This window comes from Klebsiella oxytoca, from assembly GCF_009707385.1.
Taxonomy (GTDB): Bacteria; Pseudomonadota; Gammaproteobacteria; order Enterobacterales; family Enterobacteriaceae; genus Klebsiella; species Klebsiella oxytoca_C.
Window position 1 is genome coordinate 1,406,746 of record NZ_CP046115.1, and the last position, 17,629, is coordinate 1,424,374.

At 53.2% G+C, this 17,629-nt stretch carries 14 protein-coding genes; 11 read left to right on the forward strand and 3 right to left on the reverse strand.

Annotated features, from left to right (window positions below; genetic code table 11):
- Nucleotides 1-73 precede the first annotated feature (73 nt).
- From allA to glxK, 10 genes are all read left to right on the forward strand, one after another.
- Nucleotides 74-556, forward strand: a complete 483-nt coding sequence (allA, locus tag GJ746_RS06545) for an ureidoglycolate lyase (RefSeq protein WP_154679456.1) — start codon at nucleotides 74-76, stop codon at nucleotides 554-556.
- A 91-nt stretch (nucleotides 557-647) separates the two neighbouring features.
- On the forward strand, nucleotides 648-1,466 hold the full coding sequence (gene allR / locus GJ746_RS06550) for an HTH-type transcriptional repressor AllR (protein ID WP_154679457.1): 819 nt from the start codon (nucleotides 648-650) through the stop codon (nucleotides 1,464-1,466).
- Between the two features lie 88 nt (nucleotides 1,467-1,554).
- A complete protein-coding gene (gene gcl / locus GJ746_RS06555) occupies nucleotides 1,555-3,336 on the forward strand; it encodes a glyoxylate carboligase (RefSeq protein WP_154679458.1) in 1,782 nt (593 codons plus the stop codon).
- 13 nt (nucleotides 3,337-3,349) lie between these two features.
- Nucleotides 3,350-4,126 carry a hydroxypyruvate isomerase gene (gene hyi, locus GJ746_RS06560; RefSeq protein ID WP_154679459.1) on the forward strand — a complete coding sequence of 259 codons (777 nt, stop codon included), beginning with the start codon at nucleotides 3,350-3,352 and terminating at the stop codon, nucleotides 4,124-4,126.
- Nucleotides 4,127-4,223: 97 nt separating this feature from the next.
- Nucleotides 4,224-5,102 (forward strand): 2-hydroxy-3-oxopropionate reductase, encoded by an 879-nt coding sequence (glxR, locus tag GJ746_RS06565; RefSeq protein ID WP_154679460.1) that lies wholly within the window; start codon nucleotides 4,224-4,226, stop codon nucleotides 5,100-5,102.
- Between the two features lie 52 nt (nucleotides 5,103-5,154).
- A complete protein-coding gene (locus GJ746_RS06570) occupies nucleotides 5,155-6,411 on the forward strand; it encodes an MFS transporter (protein WP_154679461.1) in 1,257 nt (418 codons plus the stop codon).
- A 78-nt stretch (nucleotides 6,412-6,489) separates the two neighbouring features.
- Nucleotides 6,490-7,944, forward strand: a complete 1,455-nt coding sequence (locus GJ746_RS06575; protein WP_154679462.1) for an allantoin transporter — start codon at nucleotides 6,490-6,492, stop codon at nucleotides 7,942-7,944.
- 131 nt (nucleotides 7,945-8,075) lie between these two features.
- Nucleotides 8,076-9,437 (forward strand): allantoinase AllB, encoded by a 1,362-nt coding sequence (gene allB / locus GJ746_RS06580; RefSeq protein ID WP_154679463.1) that lies wholly within the window; start codon nucleotides 8,076-8,078, stop codon nucleotides 9,435-9,437.
- A gap of 177 nt (nucleotides 9,438-9,614) precedes the next feature.
- Complete coding sequence (locus GJ746_RS06585) at nucleotides 9,615-10,922, forward strand: uracil/xanthine transporter (protein WP_154679464.1); 1,308 nt, start codon at nucleotides 9,615-9,617, stop codon at nucleotides 10,920-10,922.
- Between the two features lie 21 nt (nucleotides 10,923-10,943).
- Nucleotides 10,944-12,089, forward strand: coding sequence for a glycerate 3-kinase (gene glxK, locus GJ746_RS06590; protein ID WP_154679465.1), 1,146 nt, complete (start codon nucleotides 10,944-10,946; stop codon nucleotides 12,087-12,089).
- A gap of 450 nt (nucleotides 12,090-12,539) precedes the next feature.
- Here the strand turns inward: glxK and allE are convergent, their stop codons facing one another.
- From allE to allD, 3 genes are read right to left on the reverse strand one after another with little or no spacing between them, the layout of a single operon-like run.
- Nucleotides 12,540-13,322 carry a (S)-ureidoglycine aminohydrolase gene (gene allE / locus GJ746_RS06595; RefSeq protein WP_154679466.1) on the reverse strand — a complete coding sequence of 261 codons (783 nt, stop codon included), beginning with the start codon at nucleotides 13,320-13,322 and terminating at the stop codon, nucleotides 12,540-12,542.
- An 11-nt stretch (nucleotides 13,323-13,333) separates the two neighbouring features.
- The gene (gene allC, locus GJ746_RS06600; protein ID WP_154679467.1) at nucleotides 13,334-14,569 is read right to left on the reverse strand and encodes an allantoate deiminase; all 1,236 of its coding nucleotides are present in this window, start codon (nucleotides 14,567-14,569) and stop codon (nucleotides 13,334-13,336) included.
- A gap of 21 nt (nucleotides 14,570-14,590) precedes the next feature.
- On the reverse strand, nucleotides 14,591-15,640 hold the full coding sequence (allD, locus tag GJ746_RS06605; RefSeq protein ID WP_154679468.1) for an ureidoglycolate dehydrogenase: 1,050 nt from the start codon (nucleotides 15,638-15,640) through the stop codon (nucleotides 14,591-14,593).
- Between the two features lie 315 nt (nucleotides 15,641-15,955).
- Between allD and GJ746_RS06610 the strand changes: the two genes are divergently transcribed.
- On the forward strand, nucleotides 15,956-17,623 hold the full coding sequence (locus GJ746_RS06610; RefSeq protein WP_154679469.1) for an acyl-CoA synthetase FdrA: 1,668 nt from the start codon (nucleotides 15,956-15,958) through the stop codon (nucleotides 17,621-17,623).
- Nucleotides 17,624-17,629: the final 6 nt, after the last annotated feature.

Below are 17,629 nucleotides of genomic sequence, written 5' to 3' on the forward strand. Positions count from 1 at the left end.
TGGATGGAACGAGACATCTATCACCCCCGAGGTATGAGAAAGGGAACAGTTTTAAATGACTAAGGAATATGCAATGAAGCTTGAAGTATTGCCCCTGACGCGTGAAGCATTCCGCTCCTATGGGGACGTTATCGAAACGGAAGGTCAGGATTTTTTCCATATCAATGATGGCAAAGTACAGCGTTTCCACGATCTGGCCAAGGTGGAAACTTTACAGCAGGACCGCACGCTTATCAGTATTAACCGCGCCCAGCCAGCGGTGCTGCCGATTGTGGTCACCGAGCTTGAACGTCACCCGCTGGGTACCCAGGCGTTCGTGCCGATGAACGGCGAAGCCTTCGTGGTGGTGGTCGCGGCGGGCGGCGATGAACCGGATATGAATACGCTGCGGGCGTTTATCTCTAATGGCCGTCAGGGGGTGAACTACCATCGTAACGTCTGGCATCACCCGCTGTTTGCCTGGCAGACCGAAACCGATTTTTTAACCGTTGATCGCGGTGGAAAAGACAACTGCGATGTCGTGGAGATCCCGACCGTGGAGTTGAGATTTGCGTGAGGTTACACGTGACGCTATCGATTATCTTGCATAACATGTGGGCGCTTACACACTATTTATGCTCAGGTTTTGAGCCGGAGATAATCGAGGTATGACAGAAGTTAGAAGGCGTGGAAGGCCTGGCCAGCAAGAGCCTACCGCGCAAAAAGGCGCACAGGCGCTGGAGAGAGGGATAGCGATACTGCAATACCTTGAAAAGAGCGGCGGCAGCTCGTCGGTCAGCGATATTTCCCTGAATCTGGACTTACCGTTATCGACCACCTTTCGCCTGCTGAAGGTGCTGGAAGGCGCAGATTTTGTGTATCAGGACGCGCAGTTGGGCTGGTGGCACATTGGGCTTGGCGCGTTCAATATTGGCTCGGCGTACATCCATAATCGGGATGTTTTATCCGTCGGAGGACCCTTTATGCGGCGGCTAATGTTGATGTCTGGGGAAACGGTCAACGTGGCGATTCGCAACGGCAACGAGGCGGTGCTGATTGGCCAGCAGGAGTGCAAATCGATGGTGCGAATGTGCGCGCCGCTCGGAAGCCGACTGCCGCTGCACGCGTCTGGAGCCGGGAAAGCTTTGCTCTATCCGCTGTCGTCGGAAGAGTTGGTGGATGTGATTGTGAAGACCGGGCTACAGCGGTTTACGCCGACGACGATCGTGGATTTGCCTGACCTGCAGCGAAATCTGGATGAGGCGCGAGCCTGCGGTTACAGCATTGACCAGGAGGAGCACGTGACAGGATTAAACTGTATTGCTTCAGCGGTTTACGATGATGTGGGGTCCGTAGTGGCGGCAATTTCGATTTCCGGACCTGCATCCCGCCTGACGCCGGATCGTTTTGTCAGCCAGGGAGAGCTGGTAAGGGAGACGGCCAGAAATATCAGTACCGCGCTGGGACTTAAACCCCAGGCTGATTGATAGCTGAATCAACCCGCTCCGCGGAGCGGGACTTTTTTAGCTTTATTTAATTTTGGAAAAATTTTCCAATATAGTGAGGTAGTTGAAAATGGCAAAAATGAGAGCCGTTGACGCAGCAATGTATGTACTGGAAAAAGAAGGGATTAATACCGCATTTGGCGTGCCAGGTGCGGCGATTAACCCCTTTTATTCCGCGATGCGCAAGCACGGCGGGATCCGTCATATCCTGGCCCGTCACGTGGAAGGTGCGTCTCATATGGCAGAGGGTTATACCCGTGCGACTGCCGGGAATATTGGCGTATGTCTGGGGACATCCGGCCCTGCGGGAACGGATATGATCACCGCCCTGTACTCTGCCTCTGCAGATTCTATTCCTATTCTGTGTATCACCGGCCAGGCGCCGCGCGCCCGCTTGCATAAAGAAGATTTCCAGGCGGTAGATATTGAGTCCATCGCTAAGCCTGTTACTAAGATGGCGGTGACGGTACGCGAAGCGGCGCTGGTGCCGGGCGTTCTGCAAAAGGCTTTCCATCTGATGCGCTCCGGCAGACCGGGCCCGGTACTGATTGACCTGCCTTATGATGTTCAGGTGGCGGAAATTGAGTTTGATCCTGAGCTTTACTCACCGCTTCCAGCTTATAAGCCTGCCGCCACTCGTCCGCAAATTGAAAAGGCGTTGTCGATGCTGCTGATGGCTGAGCGCCCGGTAATTGTTGCCGGCGGTGGGGTAATTAACGCCGATGCTGCGGCGCTGTTGCAGCAGTTTGCTGAAATTACCCATGTTCCGGTAATCCCGACGTTAATGGGCTGGGGCTGTATCCCTGACGACCACGAACTGATGGCCGGGATGGTAGGTTTACAAACCGCCCATCGCTACGGCAACGCTACGCTGCTCGCCTCCGACCTTGTGTTCGGTATCGGTAATCGCTTCGCTAATCGCCATACCGGTTCGGTAGAGAAGTACACCGCAGGCCGCAAGATTATTCATATCGACATTGAACCTACGCAGATTGGCCGCGTGCTGTCCCCAGACCTGGGCATCGTTTCCGATGCGAAAGCGGCGCTGACTCAGCTGGTGGAGATAGCGCAGCAGATGCAAAAAGAGGGACGCCTGCCGCGCCGTGAGAGCTGGGTGGCCGAGTGTCAGGAGCGCAAGCGCACGCTGCTGCGTAAGACCCACTTCGATAACGTGCCGGTTAAACCGCAGCGCGTCTATGAAGAGATGAACAAAGCCTTTGGTCGCGATGTTTGCTACGTCACCACCATCGGCCTGTCGCAAATTGCCGCCGCGCAAATGCTGCACGTGTTTAAAGACCGCCACTGGATTAACTGCGGTCAGGCCGGGCCGCTGGGCTGGACCCTTCCTGCTGCGCTGGGCGTTTGCGCTGCTGACCCGGAACGTAATGTGGTGGCGATTTCCGGCGACTTCGACTTCCAGTTTCTGATTGAAGAGCTGGCGGTGGGCGCGCAGTTCAATATTCCTTACGTCCACGTGCTGGTAAACAACGCCTATCTGGGCTTAATACGCCAGTCGCAGCGCGCGTTCGATATGGATTACTGCGTCCAGCTGGCGTTCGAAAATATTAACTCAAGCGAAGTGAACGGCTATGGCGTCGATCATGTGAAGGTCGCTGAAGGTCTCGGCTGTAAAGCGATTCGCGTCTTCAAACCTGAGGATATTGCGCCAGCGTTTGAGCAGGCGAAAGCGTGGATAAAAGAGTATCGCGTTCCGGTGGTGGTGGAGGTGATCCTTGAGCGCGTTACCAATATCTCGATGGGCAGCGAGCTGGATAACGTAATGGAGTTCGAAGACGTTGCCGATAGCGCTATCGATGCGCCAACCGAAACCTGCTTTATGAAATATGAATAAATGAGGTGAACCTATGTTGCGCTTTTCTGCCAACCTTTCGATGTTATTTCAGGAATATGATTTTCTGGATCGTTTTGAGAAAGCGGCGGCCTGCGGTTTTCGCGCCGTTGAATTTATGTTCCCGTACGACTATGCGCCCGAGATATTAAAACAAAAGCTGAACGACAACCGGCTGGAGCATACTTTACATAATTTACCCGCCGGCGACTGGGCTGCAGGGGAGCGCGGCATAGCCTGTATTCCCGGTCGCGAAGAAGAGTTTCGTGAAGGCGTTGACGCCGCGATCCGTTACGCCAAAGCGTTAGGCAATCGTAAAATTAATTGCCTGGTCGGTAAAACGCCGGTGGGCTATCGTGAAGAGCATATTCGAGCAACGCTGGTAGCGAATTTACGTTTTGCCGCCGCCGCGTTGGCCCAGGAAGGTATTCTGCTGCTGGTTGAGCCGATCAATTATTTCGATATGCCGGGTTTTTATCTGAACACCACCCATCAGGCGCTGGCGCTGCTTGATGATGTGGGCAGTGATAATTTGAAAATCCAGTACGATATTTACCATATGCAGCGCATGGAAGGGGAGTTAACCCATACGATGCAAACTTACGCCAATCGTATTGGTCATTTACAGATTGCCGATAACCCGAATCGCGGTGAGCCGGGAACCGGTGAAATTAATTATGATTATCTTTTTAAATTTATCGATAAATCAAGTTATGACGGCTGGGTCGGCTGTGAATATAAACCTCTGACGACTACCGAAGCGGGACTGACATGGTTTAATCGCTACCGTTAATTTTTAATTTATCTTTGGACAGTATTTATTATTCCAATAAGTGGAAGGGATAACTATTGCCCAGGTAAAGCGAAACAGAAATTATGAGAGGACGATTATGAAACTGGGATTTATTGGTCTGGGTATTATGGGCACCCCGATGGCGCTCCGTCTGGCCAAAGCAGGGCATGCTCTGCACGTTACTACCATCGGCCCGGTTGCTGAGGAACTGCTCAAGCAGGGAGCACAGCATCTGGCCACAGCTGAGCAGGTCGCGGAGCAGTCGGAGATTATTTTTATCATGGTCCCGGATACCCCGCAGGTTGCCGAAGTCCTGTTTGGCAAGCACGGTTGCGCCAAAGCGGCTCTGAAGGGAAAAACCATCGTTGATATGAGTTCCATCTCACCGATTGAAACCAAACGTTTTGCACAGCAGGTACGGGATTTGGGGGCGAACTATCTGGATGCACCGGTATCCGGCGGCGAAATCGGCGCACGCGAAGGTACGCTCTCGATTATGGTCGGCGGTGAAGAAAGCGTATTTAATCGCGTGAAGCCGCTGTTTGATATTCTGGGTAAAAACATCACCCTCGTTGGTGGTAATGGCGACGGGCAGACCTGTAAAGTTGCCAATCAGATTATTGTGGCGCTGAATATTGAAGCGGTCTCTGAAGCGTTAGTCTTTGCCTCTAAAGCCGGTGCGGATCCCGCTCGCGTACGTCAGGCGCTGATGGGCGGCTTCGCTTCTTCACGGATTCTGGAGGTGCATGGCGAAAGAATGTTAAACCGGACGTTCAATCCCGGTTTTAAAATTTCTCTACACCAGAAGGATCTTAATCTGGCCCTGCAGAGTGCGAAAGCGCTGGCGCTTAATTTACCTAATACGGCAACCTGCCAGGAGCTTTTTAATACATGCGTTGCCAATGGTGGTAGTGAATTAGATCATTCGTCTTTAGTTCTGGCGCTCGAATTAATGGCGAATCATAAAATATCTTAATGAAAGATGCTGCCGACTCGGGCAGCATTTTTTAAATCTCGATGGTGAGTTTATGGATACTATTAATAAAACAGGTATCGACTATTGGAAAAAAATAGTCGTGGTAATGAGTCTGGGCTGGGTGGCAATATGGATTTATCGTACTGTATTAACACCTATTTATCCTGAAATACAGGCTTCCTTAGGCAACGTCAGCAATGCTGAAATTGGCGCAATTGCCAGCTTCTATTTTCTTGCCTACTGCGGTATGCAGATCCCCTGCGGTATACTGGTCGATAAGCTGGGCCAGAAAATTATGCTAATGTGCGGTTTCTCACTATTTATTATCGGTACGCTGAGTATCGCTAATGCGGGAAATCTGACGCTGATTTATATTGGCTCGCTACTGGCCGGCGCCGGCTGCGCTTCCTTCTTTAGCTCCGCCTACTCGCTTTCTTCGGCTAACGTGCCCCAGGAGCGCCGGGCGCTGGCTAACGCCATTATCAACAGCGGCTCAGCGATCGGGATGGGAATTGGCCTGATTGGTTCAAGTATCCTGGTCAAAAGCATGCATATGGCCTGGCAAAACGTACTGTATATCGTGGCTGCGATCCTGGTGGTGATGCTTTGTGTATTCACCCTGGTGATTCGCCGCAAACTGAAAGAACCCGTCGCGGCGGAGAGTAAAAATAGCGCAGCGGAATCAACTCCGCTCGTAGAAGAGAAATCAGCACCGCTGTTTTCACCGCTGCTGTGCAGCGTGTACTTCCTCTATTTCTGCACCTGTTACGGCTATTATCTGATTGTCACCTGGCTGCCTTCATACCTACAGACCGAACGCGGGTTTGACGGGGGAGCTATTGGTTTCGCTTCGGCGCTGGTGGCGGTGGTCGGGGTTCCAGGCGCGCTGTTCTTTAGCCATCTTTCGGATAAATTTCGTGACAGTAAAGTCAAAGTTATACTTGGGTTGGAGATTGTTGCAGCGGCAATGTTGATGTTTACTGTCCTCTCGCCGAATACCACCATGCTGATGATTAGCCTGGTGCTATATGGACTGCTCGGAAAAATGGCCGTCGACCCGATTCTTATTTCTTTCGTCTCCGAGCAGGCATCAGCGAAGACACTTGGCCGCGCCTTCAGTTTATTTAATTTCTTTGGCATGAGTTCGGCGGTGGTTGCACCGACGCTTACCGGTTTTATTTCCGATCTAACCGGATCAAAAGAAATTAGTTTTGTGATGTCTGCCGGGTTAGTTATTACCGGGACGATACTGTTTGCGCTCATTACTTTGCGTAAGAACAAAATACGGCCTAAGACAATCCCAGTATAATAAAAATAAATAATAATAATTTTTTGTTCCGCATAGCTAAACCTGTAAGCGTAATCCGATGCGTATTAAGAGGGAATTATGGAACAAGCTCAAGACCTGTACAAAGCCAGAGGTTATAGCGACGATCTATTACCAAAAGTAGAATCACAGCGTAACTGGAAAACATTTAACTATTTTACTTTATGGATGGGATCCGTACACAACGTACCTAATTATGTGATGGTTGGCGGTTTTTTTATTCTCGGACTATCAACGTTTAGTATAATGATGGCAATAATATTGAGTGCTTTTATTATTGCACTGGTTATGGTGTTTAACGGTGCCGCCGGAAGTAAATACGGCGTGCCCTTCGCCATGATATTAAGAGCCTCTTATGGTGTGCGCGGGGCGCTATTACCCGGCCTACTCAGAGGCGGTATTGCGGCGATCATGTGGTTTGGCTTGCAATGCTATGCCGGATCGCTAGCCTTCCTGATTTTATTGGGAAAACTGTGGCCATCGTTTCTGACCCTTGGCGGCGATTTTAAGCTGCTGGGACTGTCATTGCCGGGGCTGATCGCTTTTCTGGTTTTCTGGTTAATTAACGTTGGAATTGGTTTTGGCGGTGGAAAAGTGCTTAATAAGTTCACCGCAATCCTCAACCCCTGTATCTATATTGTGTTCGGTGGCATGGCTATCTGGGCCATCTCGCTGGTGGGAATCGGTCCGATCCTTGACTACCTGCCGACCGGAGTCGCTAAAGCGGAGCATACCGGCTTCTTGTTTCTGGTCGTTATCAATGCGGTGGTTGCCGTATGGGCGGCGCCGGCGGTAAGCGCCTCGGACTTTACTCAGAACGCGCGCTCGTTTCGCGAGCAGGCCCTTGGTCAAACGCTTGGCTTAGTGGTGGCTTATATTCTGTTTGCGGTCGCCGGGGTGTGCATTATTGCGGGCGCCAGTATCCATTACGGCATGGATACCTGGAACGTTCTGGATATCGTACAGAAATGGGACAGCCTGTTTGCCTCATTCTTTGCAGTACTGGTGATATTGATGACCACGATTTCGACTAACGCTACTGGTAATATTATTCCAGCAGGTTATCAAATCGCAGCGATTGCCCCCACTAAACTGACATATAAAAACGGCGTGCTGATTGCCAGTATTATTAGTCTGCTGATTTGTCCGTGGAAATTAATGGAGAATCAGGACAGTATATATCTCTTTCTCGATATTATCGGTGGCATGCTTGGTCCGGTTATTGGTGTCATGATGGCACACTATTTTATCGTTATGCGTGGGCAAATTAATCTTGATGAACTATATACCGCGGTAGGTGATTATAAATATTTCGATAATGGCTTTAACGTCACGGCATTCGTTGTAACGATTGTAGCGGTTATTTTATCGCTTGGCGGCAAGTTTATTCCGCTGCTGGAACCTTTCTCTCGCGTCTCATGGTTTGTTGGCGTCATTGTTGCTTTTGCCGCCTACGCCTTACTGAAGAAACGGACTCAGCCAAATAATCTGCCGCGTCCGAATGCTGTTAGCTGATTTTATTATTACGAGGAAGATTTATTTCATGGATGAAACATCAATTGCCAAAGCCATTCCTGGTACAGCCCATGTGGCTACCAACAGAAGTATGGCGGGTTATTTATCTGTACACATACAAGGAGTTTTCTATGTCTTTTGATTTAATTATTAAAAACGGCACCGTTATTCTGGAAAACGAATCTCGGGTGGTGGATATCGCGGTGACCGACGGCAAAATCGCCGCGATTGGTGAGAACCTGGGCGAAGCGAAGCGGGTGATAGATGCTTCGGGCCTGATCGTTTCGCCAGGAATGGTCGATGCGCATACGCATATCTCTGAGCCGGGCCGTACCCATTGGGAAGGTTACGAAACCGGCACTCGCGCGGCGGCGAAAGGCGGTATCACCACGATGATTGAAATGCCGCTGAACCAGCTCCCTGCTACAACCGACCGTGAGACCATTGAGCTGAAATTCGACGCTGCGAAAGGCAAACTGACCATCGACGCCGCACAGCTTGGTGGCCTGGTCTCCTATAACCTGGACCGTCTGCACGAGCTGGATGAAGTAGGCGTCGTCGGCTTCAAATGCTTCGTCGCCACCTGCGGCGATCGTGGTATCGACAACGATTTCCGTGACGTCAACGACTGGCAGTTCTTCAAAGGCGTACAGAAGCTGGCTGAGATGAAGCAGACCGTGCTGGTGCACTGCGAAAACGCGCTGATCTGCGACGAGCTGGGCGAAGAGGCGAAAAGGGAAGGCCGCGTGACCGCCCATGATTACGTCGCCTCTCGTCCGGTGTTTACTGAAGTGGAAGCGATTCGCCGCATTCTGTATCTGGCGAAAGTGGCCGGTTGTCGCCTGCACGTGTGCCACGTCAGCAGCCCGGAAGGGGTTGCCGAAGTGACCCGTGCCCGTCATGAAGGTCAGGATGTTACATGTGAATCCTGCCCGCATTATTTTGTGCTTGATACCGATCAGTTTGAGGAGATCGGAACTCTGGCTAAGTGCTCCCCGCCGATTCGCGATGCAGAGAACCAGAAAGGAATGTGGGAAAAACTGTTCAACGGTGAAATTGACTGTCTGGTGTCCGACCACTCGCCGTGTCCGCCGGAAATGAAGGCGGGCAATATTATGCAGGCCTGGGGTGGGATTGCCGGTCTGCAAAGCTGCATGGACGTGATGTTCGATGAAGCGGTGCAAAAGCGCGGTATGTCCCTGCCGCAGTTTGCCCGTCTGATGGCGACCAACGCCGCCGATATTTTTGGACTTAAGCATAAAGGCCGCATCGCCCCCGGCAAAGACGCCGACCTGGTATTTATTCAGCCGAACAGCAGCTACGTTTTACAGGCTGAAGATCTCGAATATCGCCACAAAGTCAGCCCTTACATTGGCCGTAAGATTGGCGCGCGCATCACCAAAACCATCCTGCGCGGCGATGTGATTTATGACATTGAGCAGGGTTTCCCGCATGCGCCGAAAGGGAAATTTATCCTTAAGCATCAGCAGTAACCGGAAATCGATGAATTCCCGGATTGCGGCGTAACCGCCTTATCCGGGCTACGAGCCTGATGCCGAACTCGGGTTTTGTAGCCCGGACAGGCGCATCGCGCCGCCTCCGGGAAAATCCCTCGGTCAATTCCATATTTAGCGCCTGTTTTACGGCAGGCGCTGTTTCAGGATTTCATCATGGTGGTATTTCCGCTAAATAAACGAAACACCCTGGCGGGATTTCAATGGTTCTTCTTTATCTTCTGCAACACCGTTGTGGTACCGCCGACACTACAGTCCGCTTTTCAGCTGCCCGCCAGCGCGCTTATCACGCTCACCCAGTACGGTTTTATCACCACCGGACTGGCCTGCCTGGCGCAGGCGCTGCTGGGACACCGCCGCGCGATTATGGAAGGGCCGACGGGACTCTGGTGGAGCACAATCCTCACCGTTACCGTCGGCGAAGCCGCGCGTGGCACCCCGTTCAATAGCATCGCGACCAGCCTCGCGATCGGCATATTTCTGTCGGCGATATTAACCATCATCATAGGCGCGAGCGGCATCGGTCACCGCCTGGCGAAGCTCTTCAGCCCAACGGTGATGGTGTTTTTCATGCTGCTGCTCGGCGCGCAGCTCACCACTATCTTTTTTAAAGGCATGCTCGGGCTGCCTTTCAGTTCGACCCAGGCCAACGTGGGCATTCAGCTGGCGCCGTTTAGCCTGGCACTGGCGGTGATGCTGCTGGTGCTGGGGATGATTATTTTTCTCCCGGACGGTGTCGCCCGTTACGCCCTGCTGATAGGAACCCTTGCGGGATGGACTGGTTGGTATCTGCTGTTTCGCACCCCGCCCGCCACGGCGGCGTCCGGGCCGATTCACTGGCAGTGGTTCCCGCTTGGTTACGGCGGTGAATTACGTTCGGGCATTATTTTGACGGCGCTACTGGCGGGGGTGGTGAATATTACGAATACTTACGGCGCGATTTGCGGCACCGACGTTTTTTACCCCGAACAGGGAGTCAGCAATACCCGCTATCGACGCAGCTTTATTATCTCCGGATTAATGACATTAATAACGGTTCCGCTCAGCGTGGTGCCGTTTTCTCCTTTTGTTTCGTCGATAGGCTTATTAACCCAAACCGGAGAAACCTCGCGCCAGCCGTTTATTATCGGCTGCCTGTGCTGTCTACTGGTTGGATTATTTACGCCATTAACCCATTTTTTTACCACGTTACCACTGCCGATTAGCAGCGCGGTCATGCTAGTCTCTTATCTCCCGTTGTTATATTCCAGCTTATCTTTTAGTAAACAAATAACCTTCACTGCACGAAATATCTATCGATTGGCGCTGCCGCTATTTGTCGGCATCTTTTTAATGGGGCTACCACCGTTCTATCTCCAGACGATACCTCTGACAATTCAACCACTCCTGGGCAACGGCTTATTAATCAGCGTGTTGCTGGCGGTGGTCATGGAAAATCTCATTCCCTGGGATCGTATTAAGTAATGACAGTAAAAAGGATAAACAATGAAAATTATTATTGCACCGGACTCTTTTAAAGAAAGCGTGAGCGCCAGCCGCTGCGCCCAGGCAATTAAAGCGGGCTTTGTCTCTATTTTCCCGCAGGCGGAGTGCATTTGTCTGCCGATAGCCGACGGCGGCGAGGGAACGGTTGAGGCGATGGTTGAGGCTACCGAGGGCAAGATGGTGATGCTGCCGGTAATGGGGCCGATGGGGGACTTTGTTGGCGCCTTCTATGGCCTGAGCGGCGATGGCAAAACCGCGTTTATTGAAATGGCAGCGGCCAGCGGGCTGATGCTGGTTCCCGCCGGGGAGCGTAACCCTCTGCGGGCCACCAGTTACGGGACTGGCGAACTGATTCGCCACTCGCTGGACGCGGGCGTTCGCCATATCATTCTCGGCATTGGCGGTAGCGCCACGGTGGACGGTGGAATGGGCATGGCCCAGGCGCTGGGGGCGCGTTTTCTTGATGAGCGTGGCGAGAGCGTCGGCCTTGGCGGCGGAGCGTTAGAGCGGCTGGCCAGCATTGATTTGCGTGAACTCGATCCGCGTCTGAAAGAGTGCCGGATTGACGTGGCCTGCGATGTTGATAACCCGCTGCTCGGCGAGCGCGGCGCGGCGGCGGTATTTGGGCCGCAAAAAGGGGCCTGCATGGAAATGGTCGCCATCCTGGAGCGCGGCTTACAAAACTATGCTCAGGTACTGCTGGCGACAACCGGTCAGGACGTGACGGCGATTGTCGGCGGCGGCGCGGCGGGCGGTATGGGCGTAGCAGCCTGCGTATTCCTTAACGCGGCGCTGAAGCCGGGTATTGATATCGTGATTGAGGCGGTGCATCTGGAGGAAGCGCTGCGCGATGCGGATCTGGTGATCACCGGCGAAGGGCGGATTGATTCACAAACCGTCGGCGGTAAAGCGCCGATTGGCGTGGCGCGAATCGCCAAAAAGTACGGTATACCGGTTATCGGTATCGCCGGTGTGCTGGGCGACGGCGTGGAAGCGGTGCATCAGCATGGTATTGATGCGGTATTCAGCATTCTCCCTGCGCTGGCGCCGCTGGACGAAGTACTGGAGCGCGGAGAGCAGAACCTTTTCGCCAGCGCGCGCAATATTGCCTGTGCGATGAAATTAGGTCAGAACATCCCCGCCTGAATAAAAAATGCCACGGTTTTCACCGTGGCAAAATCCAACATAGCTAAACAAAAAAGGTGAACTCTACAGATGCGTCTTTGCTATTGTGCCCGCATTTCGCCGGGTGGCGGCTGACGCCTTACCCGGCCTACGAAAGCGACGAGATTTACCCGTAGGCCCGCGCAAGCGAAGCGCCGCCGGGCAATATATCCGTCATACTTCAAGTTGCATGTGCGTTGGCTGCGTTCGTTCACCCCAGTCACTTACCTGAGTAAGCTCCTGGGGATTAATGAGAGGCTCCTGCCTCTCACCGAAGGCCAGCCTTCGGCTGGACAAATTCGTTCCCGACGAATTTGTCCCTGCGTCGCCGCCTTACTCGGCCTGCGGCCTCACCCCTTACGGGGCCAGCGCAAGCGCTGTTCAAAACGGTTAACCGTTTTGTCCTGCAACTCGAATTATTTAGGGTATACATCAGATCTCAACGTCGCGGTTACAATCTTTCGAGTAAATATAGCTAAACGCTTCGCGCCCAACGCCGTATCCCGCCTGCAGTGAATAAGCGCCCATAAAGATATAGTCGCCTTTCTTCACCGGAACCCAGTTGTTGTCGAGGTTATAAACGCCCTGGCCGGAAAGAATATAGGCTCCGTGTTCCTGCACATGAGTTTCGATATAGCCGTGGCTGGCGCCTGGCTCGAAGGAGAGAATATGCATGTTCATATCGAAGCCCAGCTCTTTTGGCAGGAAATCAATCAGAATAACGTCTTCCATCCCCTCATAATGAATACGCTCGAGCTGGCTGACGTTGCCGGTGACCAGATACGGCGTGTGGCCCTCTGCCGGAACATAGCGGCGCTTATAAAGGAATAATTGGCTGTCGCCTGAATGGCTATTGGTGAAGATGACCTTCTCGCCCGGCGGGCAATAGATGTAGCCACCTTTGGTCAGCGGGAAGGTTTTGCCTTCCGCCTGGGCGATGATTTCACCCTCAATCACGTACAGGAAAGTCTCGATCCCGTCGCCGCCGAAGCCGCTCTGATTGCCGCCGTTTTCATGCAGCATTACCAGATAATCAACAAAAGTCGCGCCTAATTTCGGCGTCGACAGAATGGTTACATCGCAATTATCAAATCCCGGAATAATATTTTTGACCAGGCCGTCCGGCGTCAGCAGCGCGTAATTACCGTGGCGTACTATGGAACGGCTGGCCAGTAAATCGTCACGATAACCCACTACATTATTTAAATATCCCATTATCTTTTCCTTTATTCGGCCCAGGCTAGTTGGTGCAGCATTAATGCGAGCGTTTTTACGCCTTCCGCCAAATCTTCGATATGCGTACTCTCCGCCGGATTATGGCTAATACCTTTAATACTCGGCATAAAGATCATGCAGGTCGGGAAGCAGGGGGCGAAAATCTGCGCGTCGTGTCCCGCGCCGCTGTGCATCACGCGGAAATTCACCTTCTCCTTTTGGCAAAGCGCGGTGAGCCGGGCCACCAGGGTTTTATCCATCGGTACCGGGGCTTCATCCATCCACAGGTCAATCTCAATACCAATCTCCATTTCCTGGCAGATCCGCCGCATATCGGCTTCAATCATTTCAGTAAACGCAGTTAATTCAAAGGAATCGGTGTGGCGGCAGTCCATAGTAAAGACCGTTTTTCCCGGCACCACGTTGACGGTATTCGGCTGCGGATCCACTTTACCGAAGGTGAGCACCAGCGGGTCGCCGTGAGCCTTCGCTTTGGCTATCGATTCGCAGCAGATGCGGCTAAAGGCGTGAACGGTGTCGCGGCGGTAGCCCATTGGGGTGGTACCCGCATGGTTAGACTCGCCGTTAAGGGTGATGGTGTAGCGGCGCTGACCGACGATGGCGTTGACCACGCCAATGGACTGCTTGTTGGTTTCCAGCACGCGGCCCTGCTCGATATGCAGCTCAACGAAGGCTTTAATATCCCGGCGCGGAGCCAAAGGCGCTGCGGGCAGGCTGAAGCCGCACTGTTTCATGGCGTCGACAAACGCCACGCCTTTGGCGTCCTTAATCTCCCGCACGTCCGCCGGATTAGCGATGCCGACGATATTTTTGCTGCCCCAGAACACGTAAGGGAAGCGGCTACCTTCTTCCTCGGCTAACGCCAGCACTTCGACGGTACGCAGCGGATCGCCGTAGGTCTCTTTGAGCCAGCGAACCGCCAGCCACGCCGCCAGCGCGCCGAACTGGCCGTCAAGATTGCCGCCGTTGACGACGCTATCAATATGCGAACCGCTGAGGATAACCTCGTCAGGAAAGCGCGTGCCGGGCAGTCGGCCATAAAGATTACCGACTTCATCAAAGCGCGTTTGCAGGCCACTTTCGCTCATCTTTTGTTTGAACGCCTGCTGCGCCTGTAGCCATTCCGGCGAATAGAGCAGGCGGGTTATACCTCCGGTAGGGTCCGCACCGAAGGAGGAAAGCCAGGGCAATGTCTCTTCAATTGCCTGTCGAAAATAATTAGCCATACGCAACTCCTGTATCTTAATTTATTGAGCAAAAGGGGAATTGGTCTCATAAGAGCGGTTGTATAAAGCGTCCGAAACCAGATAGTCGTAAATCTCATCAACGATCTCGATACCGTCGACGGCGCTGTTTTTCTCATTGATATCCAGATTCTGCCCAGGGTAATAAACCTGGTTAAACCCAGGGGCTGGCGTAATGGCGTTTAATTCGCGCATGGTGTCGCTGATATGCTGGCGGAATAACGCGCTGGAGGAGAAAAACTCCGGGTTGATAACGATATGCAGCTGCCCCAGATCGCGTCCCTGGCTCAGGTTGTCGTACATTGAGCTGACCTGGCGACCAAAGGGAAGATTGAGCAAAATGCCGGAGAGCACGTCGATCATCATCATCAGGCCGTAGCCTTTCGGACCGGCTGCCGGCAGCAGAGCGTGGACGGCAAGCGGGTCGCTGGTCGGCGCGCCGTTTTTATCCACCGCCCAGCTATCGGGGATGGTTTCACGGCGCGAGCGGGCGTCGAGGATTTTCCCCCAGGCCTGCACGGTAGTGGCCATATCGAAGGTGATGATATCGTCGCCCTCGCCGGGGGCGGCAAAGGCCAACGGGTTGGTACCGTAATAGATTTCCGCGCCGCCAAAAGGTACCACCATCGGGTCTGACTGGCACAGCGAAAGCCCGATAAACCCGGCGCGGGCCGCTTGCTGGACAAAATAGGAGATTGCGCCGCTGTGCCCCATACGCCGAATGCCGACCACGGCCACGCCGTTTTCGCGAGCGATCTCAATTGCGTGTTCCATGCCCACTTTGGCGGCGACCTGACCGGCGGCGTTATCGGCATGCAAAATGCCGCTGCAGGGGCCGCTCTTTTCAAAGGTAAAGGTGGGGTTACGATTGGTTCCGCCTTTTGAAATCCGCTCCGCATAATATTCAACGCGTACCGCGCCGTGCGAATGAATTCCCCTGGCATCGGCATAAACCAGCACATCGGCAATAATATCCGCGTGATTACGAGTAAGCCCTGCTGTGTTCAGCTTATTGGCAATAAGCTGATGAAGTGTTTCCCGACTGACTTTCATCTGTCTTCCTTTTAACGACGGTGTAGAGCCTGACTGCCGATTAAAATACGGGGAAAATAAACTTAAATTGTGATCTGTATTGGTAAAAATAGTTAGTTAGATTTTATTTGATAATCGCCGTGGGTTTATCAGACGAGAGCTTGTTAATCTATTCATTAAAAAAATTGGGCTAATTCCTTTAGCTTTATTTGAAAGCATTTTGTAATAATTTCCATGTGATTCAGGTCACGCCGACAGTAATTTTATCCCGTTAGCCTGATTGCAGATTAACCATGCTCATTCAATTGCAATGGGTGCAATTATTGGGGAGTTATTATGATCCATGCCTTTATTAAAAAGGGCTGTTTTCAGGATTCAGTCAGTTTAATGATTATTTCACGTAAGCTGAGTGAGTCAGAAAATGTCGATGATGTTTCGGTCATGATGGGCACACCGGCAAATAAAGCGCTGCTGGAAACCACCGGTTTCTGGCACGACGATTTTACCACCGCCACGCCAAATGATATTTGCGTGGCGATTCGCACCGATTGCGCGGATGCGTCGGTGACGAAAATGATTATTGCCCGTCTGGATGAAGCATTATCCGCACTGGCGCAGGGGAGCGGGCAGAGTCAGAGCCTCAGCGTGGTTCGTCGCTGGCAAAGCGCGACGCAAAAATTGCCGCAGGCCAATATGACTTTAATTTCCGTTGCCGGAGAGTACGCCGCCGAGCTTGCCCACCAGGCGCTCAGTAGCGAGAAAAACGTCATGATCTTCTCCGACAACGTCATCCTGGAAGATGAAATCGCCCTGAAAACCCGCGCCCGTGACAAAGGATTGCTGGTGATGGGGCCGGACTGCGGCACCGCCATGATCGCCGGTACCCCGCTGGCATTCGCCAACGTTACGCCAGACGGCAATATCAGTGTGATTGGCGCATCCGGGACCGGCATCCAGGAACTGGTCTCGCAAATTGTCCTCGGCGGCGAAGGGATCAGCCATGCGATTGGTCTCGGCGGACGAGACCTGAGCGCTGAAGTGGGCGGTATTAGCGCACAAACGGCGCTGGAAATGCTGACACAGGACGAGCAGAGCCAGGTGCTGGCCTTTGTTTCCAAACCGCCCGCCGAGGCGGTGCGCCTGAAGATAATCAGCGCCATGAAACGCAGTTGCAAGCCAGTGGTGGCACTATTTCTTGGCTATGCGCCAAAAAACATACGCGATGAAAACGTTTGGTTCGCCCGCACGCTTGATGAGGCCGGACGTCTGGCCTGCCTGCTGGCGCGGGTTACGCGTCAACAGCAAACCCTCACGGCGGTAGCGGGAACGCAGATTCGCGGCCTGTACACCGGCGGCACGCTGGCTGCGGAATCCGCCGGGCTGCTGGCTGAGCGCCTGAACATCACTCCCGATGAACATCATCCGCAGGGCATGATGCTCAACGCTCAGGGTCACCAGGTCGTCGACCTCGGCGATGATTTTTACACCGTAGGGCGCCCGCATCCGATGATCGATCCCTCCTTGCGCAACCAGCTGATTGCCGAACTGGGCGAACAAACTCAGGTGGGCGTACTGCTGCTGGATGTGGTGATTGGCTACGGCGCAACCGCCGATCCTGCCGGGTCGCTGGTGACGGCATGCCAGCAGGCCTGGGCGCTCAGGGGCGATAGCCATCCGCTGCATATTATCGCCACGATAACCGGCACCGAAACCGACCCGCAGTGCCGTTCCCGCCAGATAGCCGCTCTGGAAGATGCGGGGATTATAGTGGTCGACAGCCTCCCGGAAGCCACTCTACTGGCGGCAGCGCTGATTAACCCACCGCAAATGGCTGAACTGGCCCCGCGCGCCAGCCTGCTGGACGGCGTGGCGGTGATTAACGCTGGCCTGCGCAGCTTCGCGCTTGATTTACAGTCCGCCGGAACGCCGGTTGTTCACTATCAGTGGGCGCCGATCGCTGGGGGAAATAAGAAACTGGCTCATTTATTAGAACGTTTGCAATAAGAGGTC

Coding starts and splice junctions, on each gene's coding strand:
- allA (WP_154679456.1), top strand. CDS start 74: ATGAAGCTTGAAGTATTGCCCCTGACGCGTGAAGCATTCCGCTCCTAT.
- GJ746_RS06570 (WP_154679461.1), top strand. CDS start 5,155: ATGGATACTATTAATAAAACAGGTATCGACTATTGGAAAAAAATAGTC.
- allB (WP_154679463.1), top strand. CDS start 8,076: ATGTCTTTTGATTTAATTATTAAAAACGGCACCGTTATTCTGGAAAAC.
- hyi (WP_154679459.1), top strand. CDS start 3,350: ATGTTGCGCTTTTCTGCCAACCTTTCGATGTTATTTCAGGAATATGAT.
- GJ746_RS06575 (WP_154679462.1), top strand. CDS start 6,490: ATGGAACAAGCTCAAGACCTGTACAAAGCCAGAGGTTATAGCGACGAT.
- glxK (WP_154679465.1), top strand. CDS start 10,944: ATGAAAATTATTATTGCACCGGACTCTTTTAAAGAAAGCGTGAGCGCC.
- allE (WP_154679466.1), bottom strand. CDS start 13,322: ATGGGATATTTAAATAATGTAGTGGGTTATCGTGACGATTTACTGGCC.
- allC (WP_154679467.1), bottom strand. CDS start 14,569: ATGGCTAATTATTTTCGACAGGCAATTGAAGAGACATTGCCCTGGCTT.
- gcl (WP_154679458.1), top strand. CDS start 1,555: ATGGCAAAAATGAGAGCCGTTGACGCAGCAATGTATGTACTGGAAAAA.
- allR (WP_154679457.1), top strand. CDS start 648: ATGACAGAAGTTAGAAGGCGTGGAAGGCCTGGCCAGCAAGAGCCTACC.
- glxR (WP_154679460.1), top strand. CDS start 4,224: ATGAAACTGGGATTTATTGGTCTGGGTATTATGGGCACCCCGATGGCG.
- GJ746_RS06610 (WP_154679469.1), top strand. CDS start 15,956: ATGATCCATGCCTTTATTAAAAAGGGCTGTTTTCAGGATTCAGTCAGT.
- allD (WP_154679468.1), bottom strand. CDS start 15,640: ATGAAAGTCAGTCGGGAAACACTTCATCAGCTTATTGCCAATAAGCTG.
- GJ746_RS06585 (WP_154679464.1), top strand. CDS start 9,615: ATGGTGGTATTTCCGCTAAATAAACGAAACACCCTGGCGGGATTTCAA.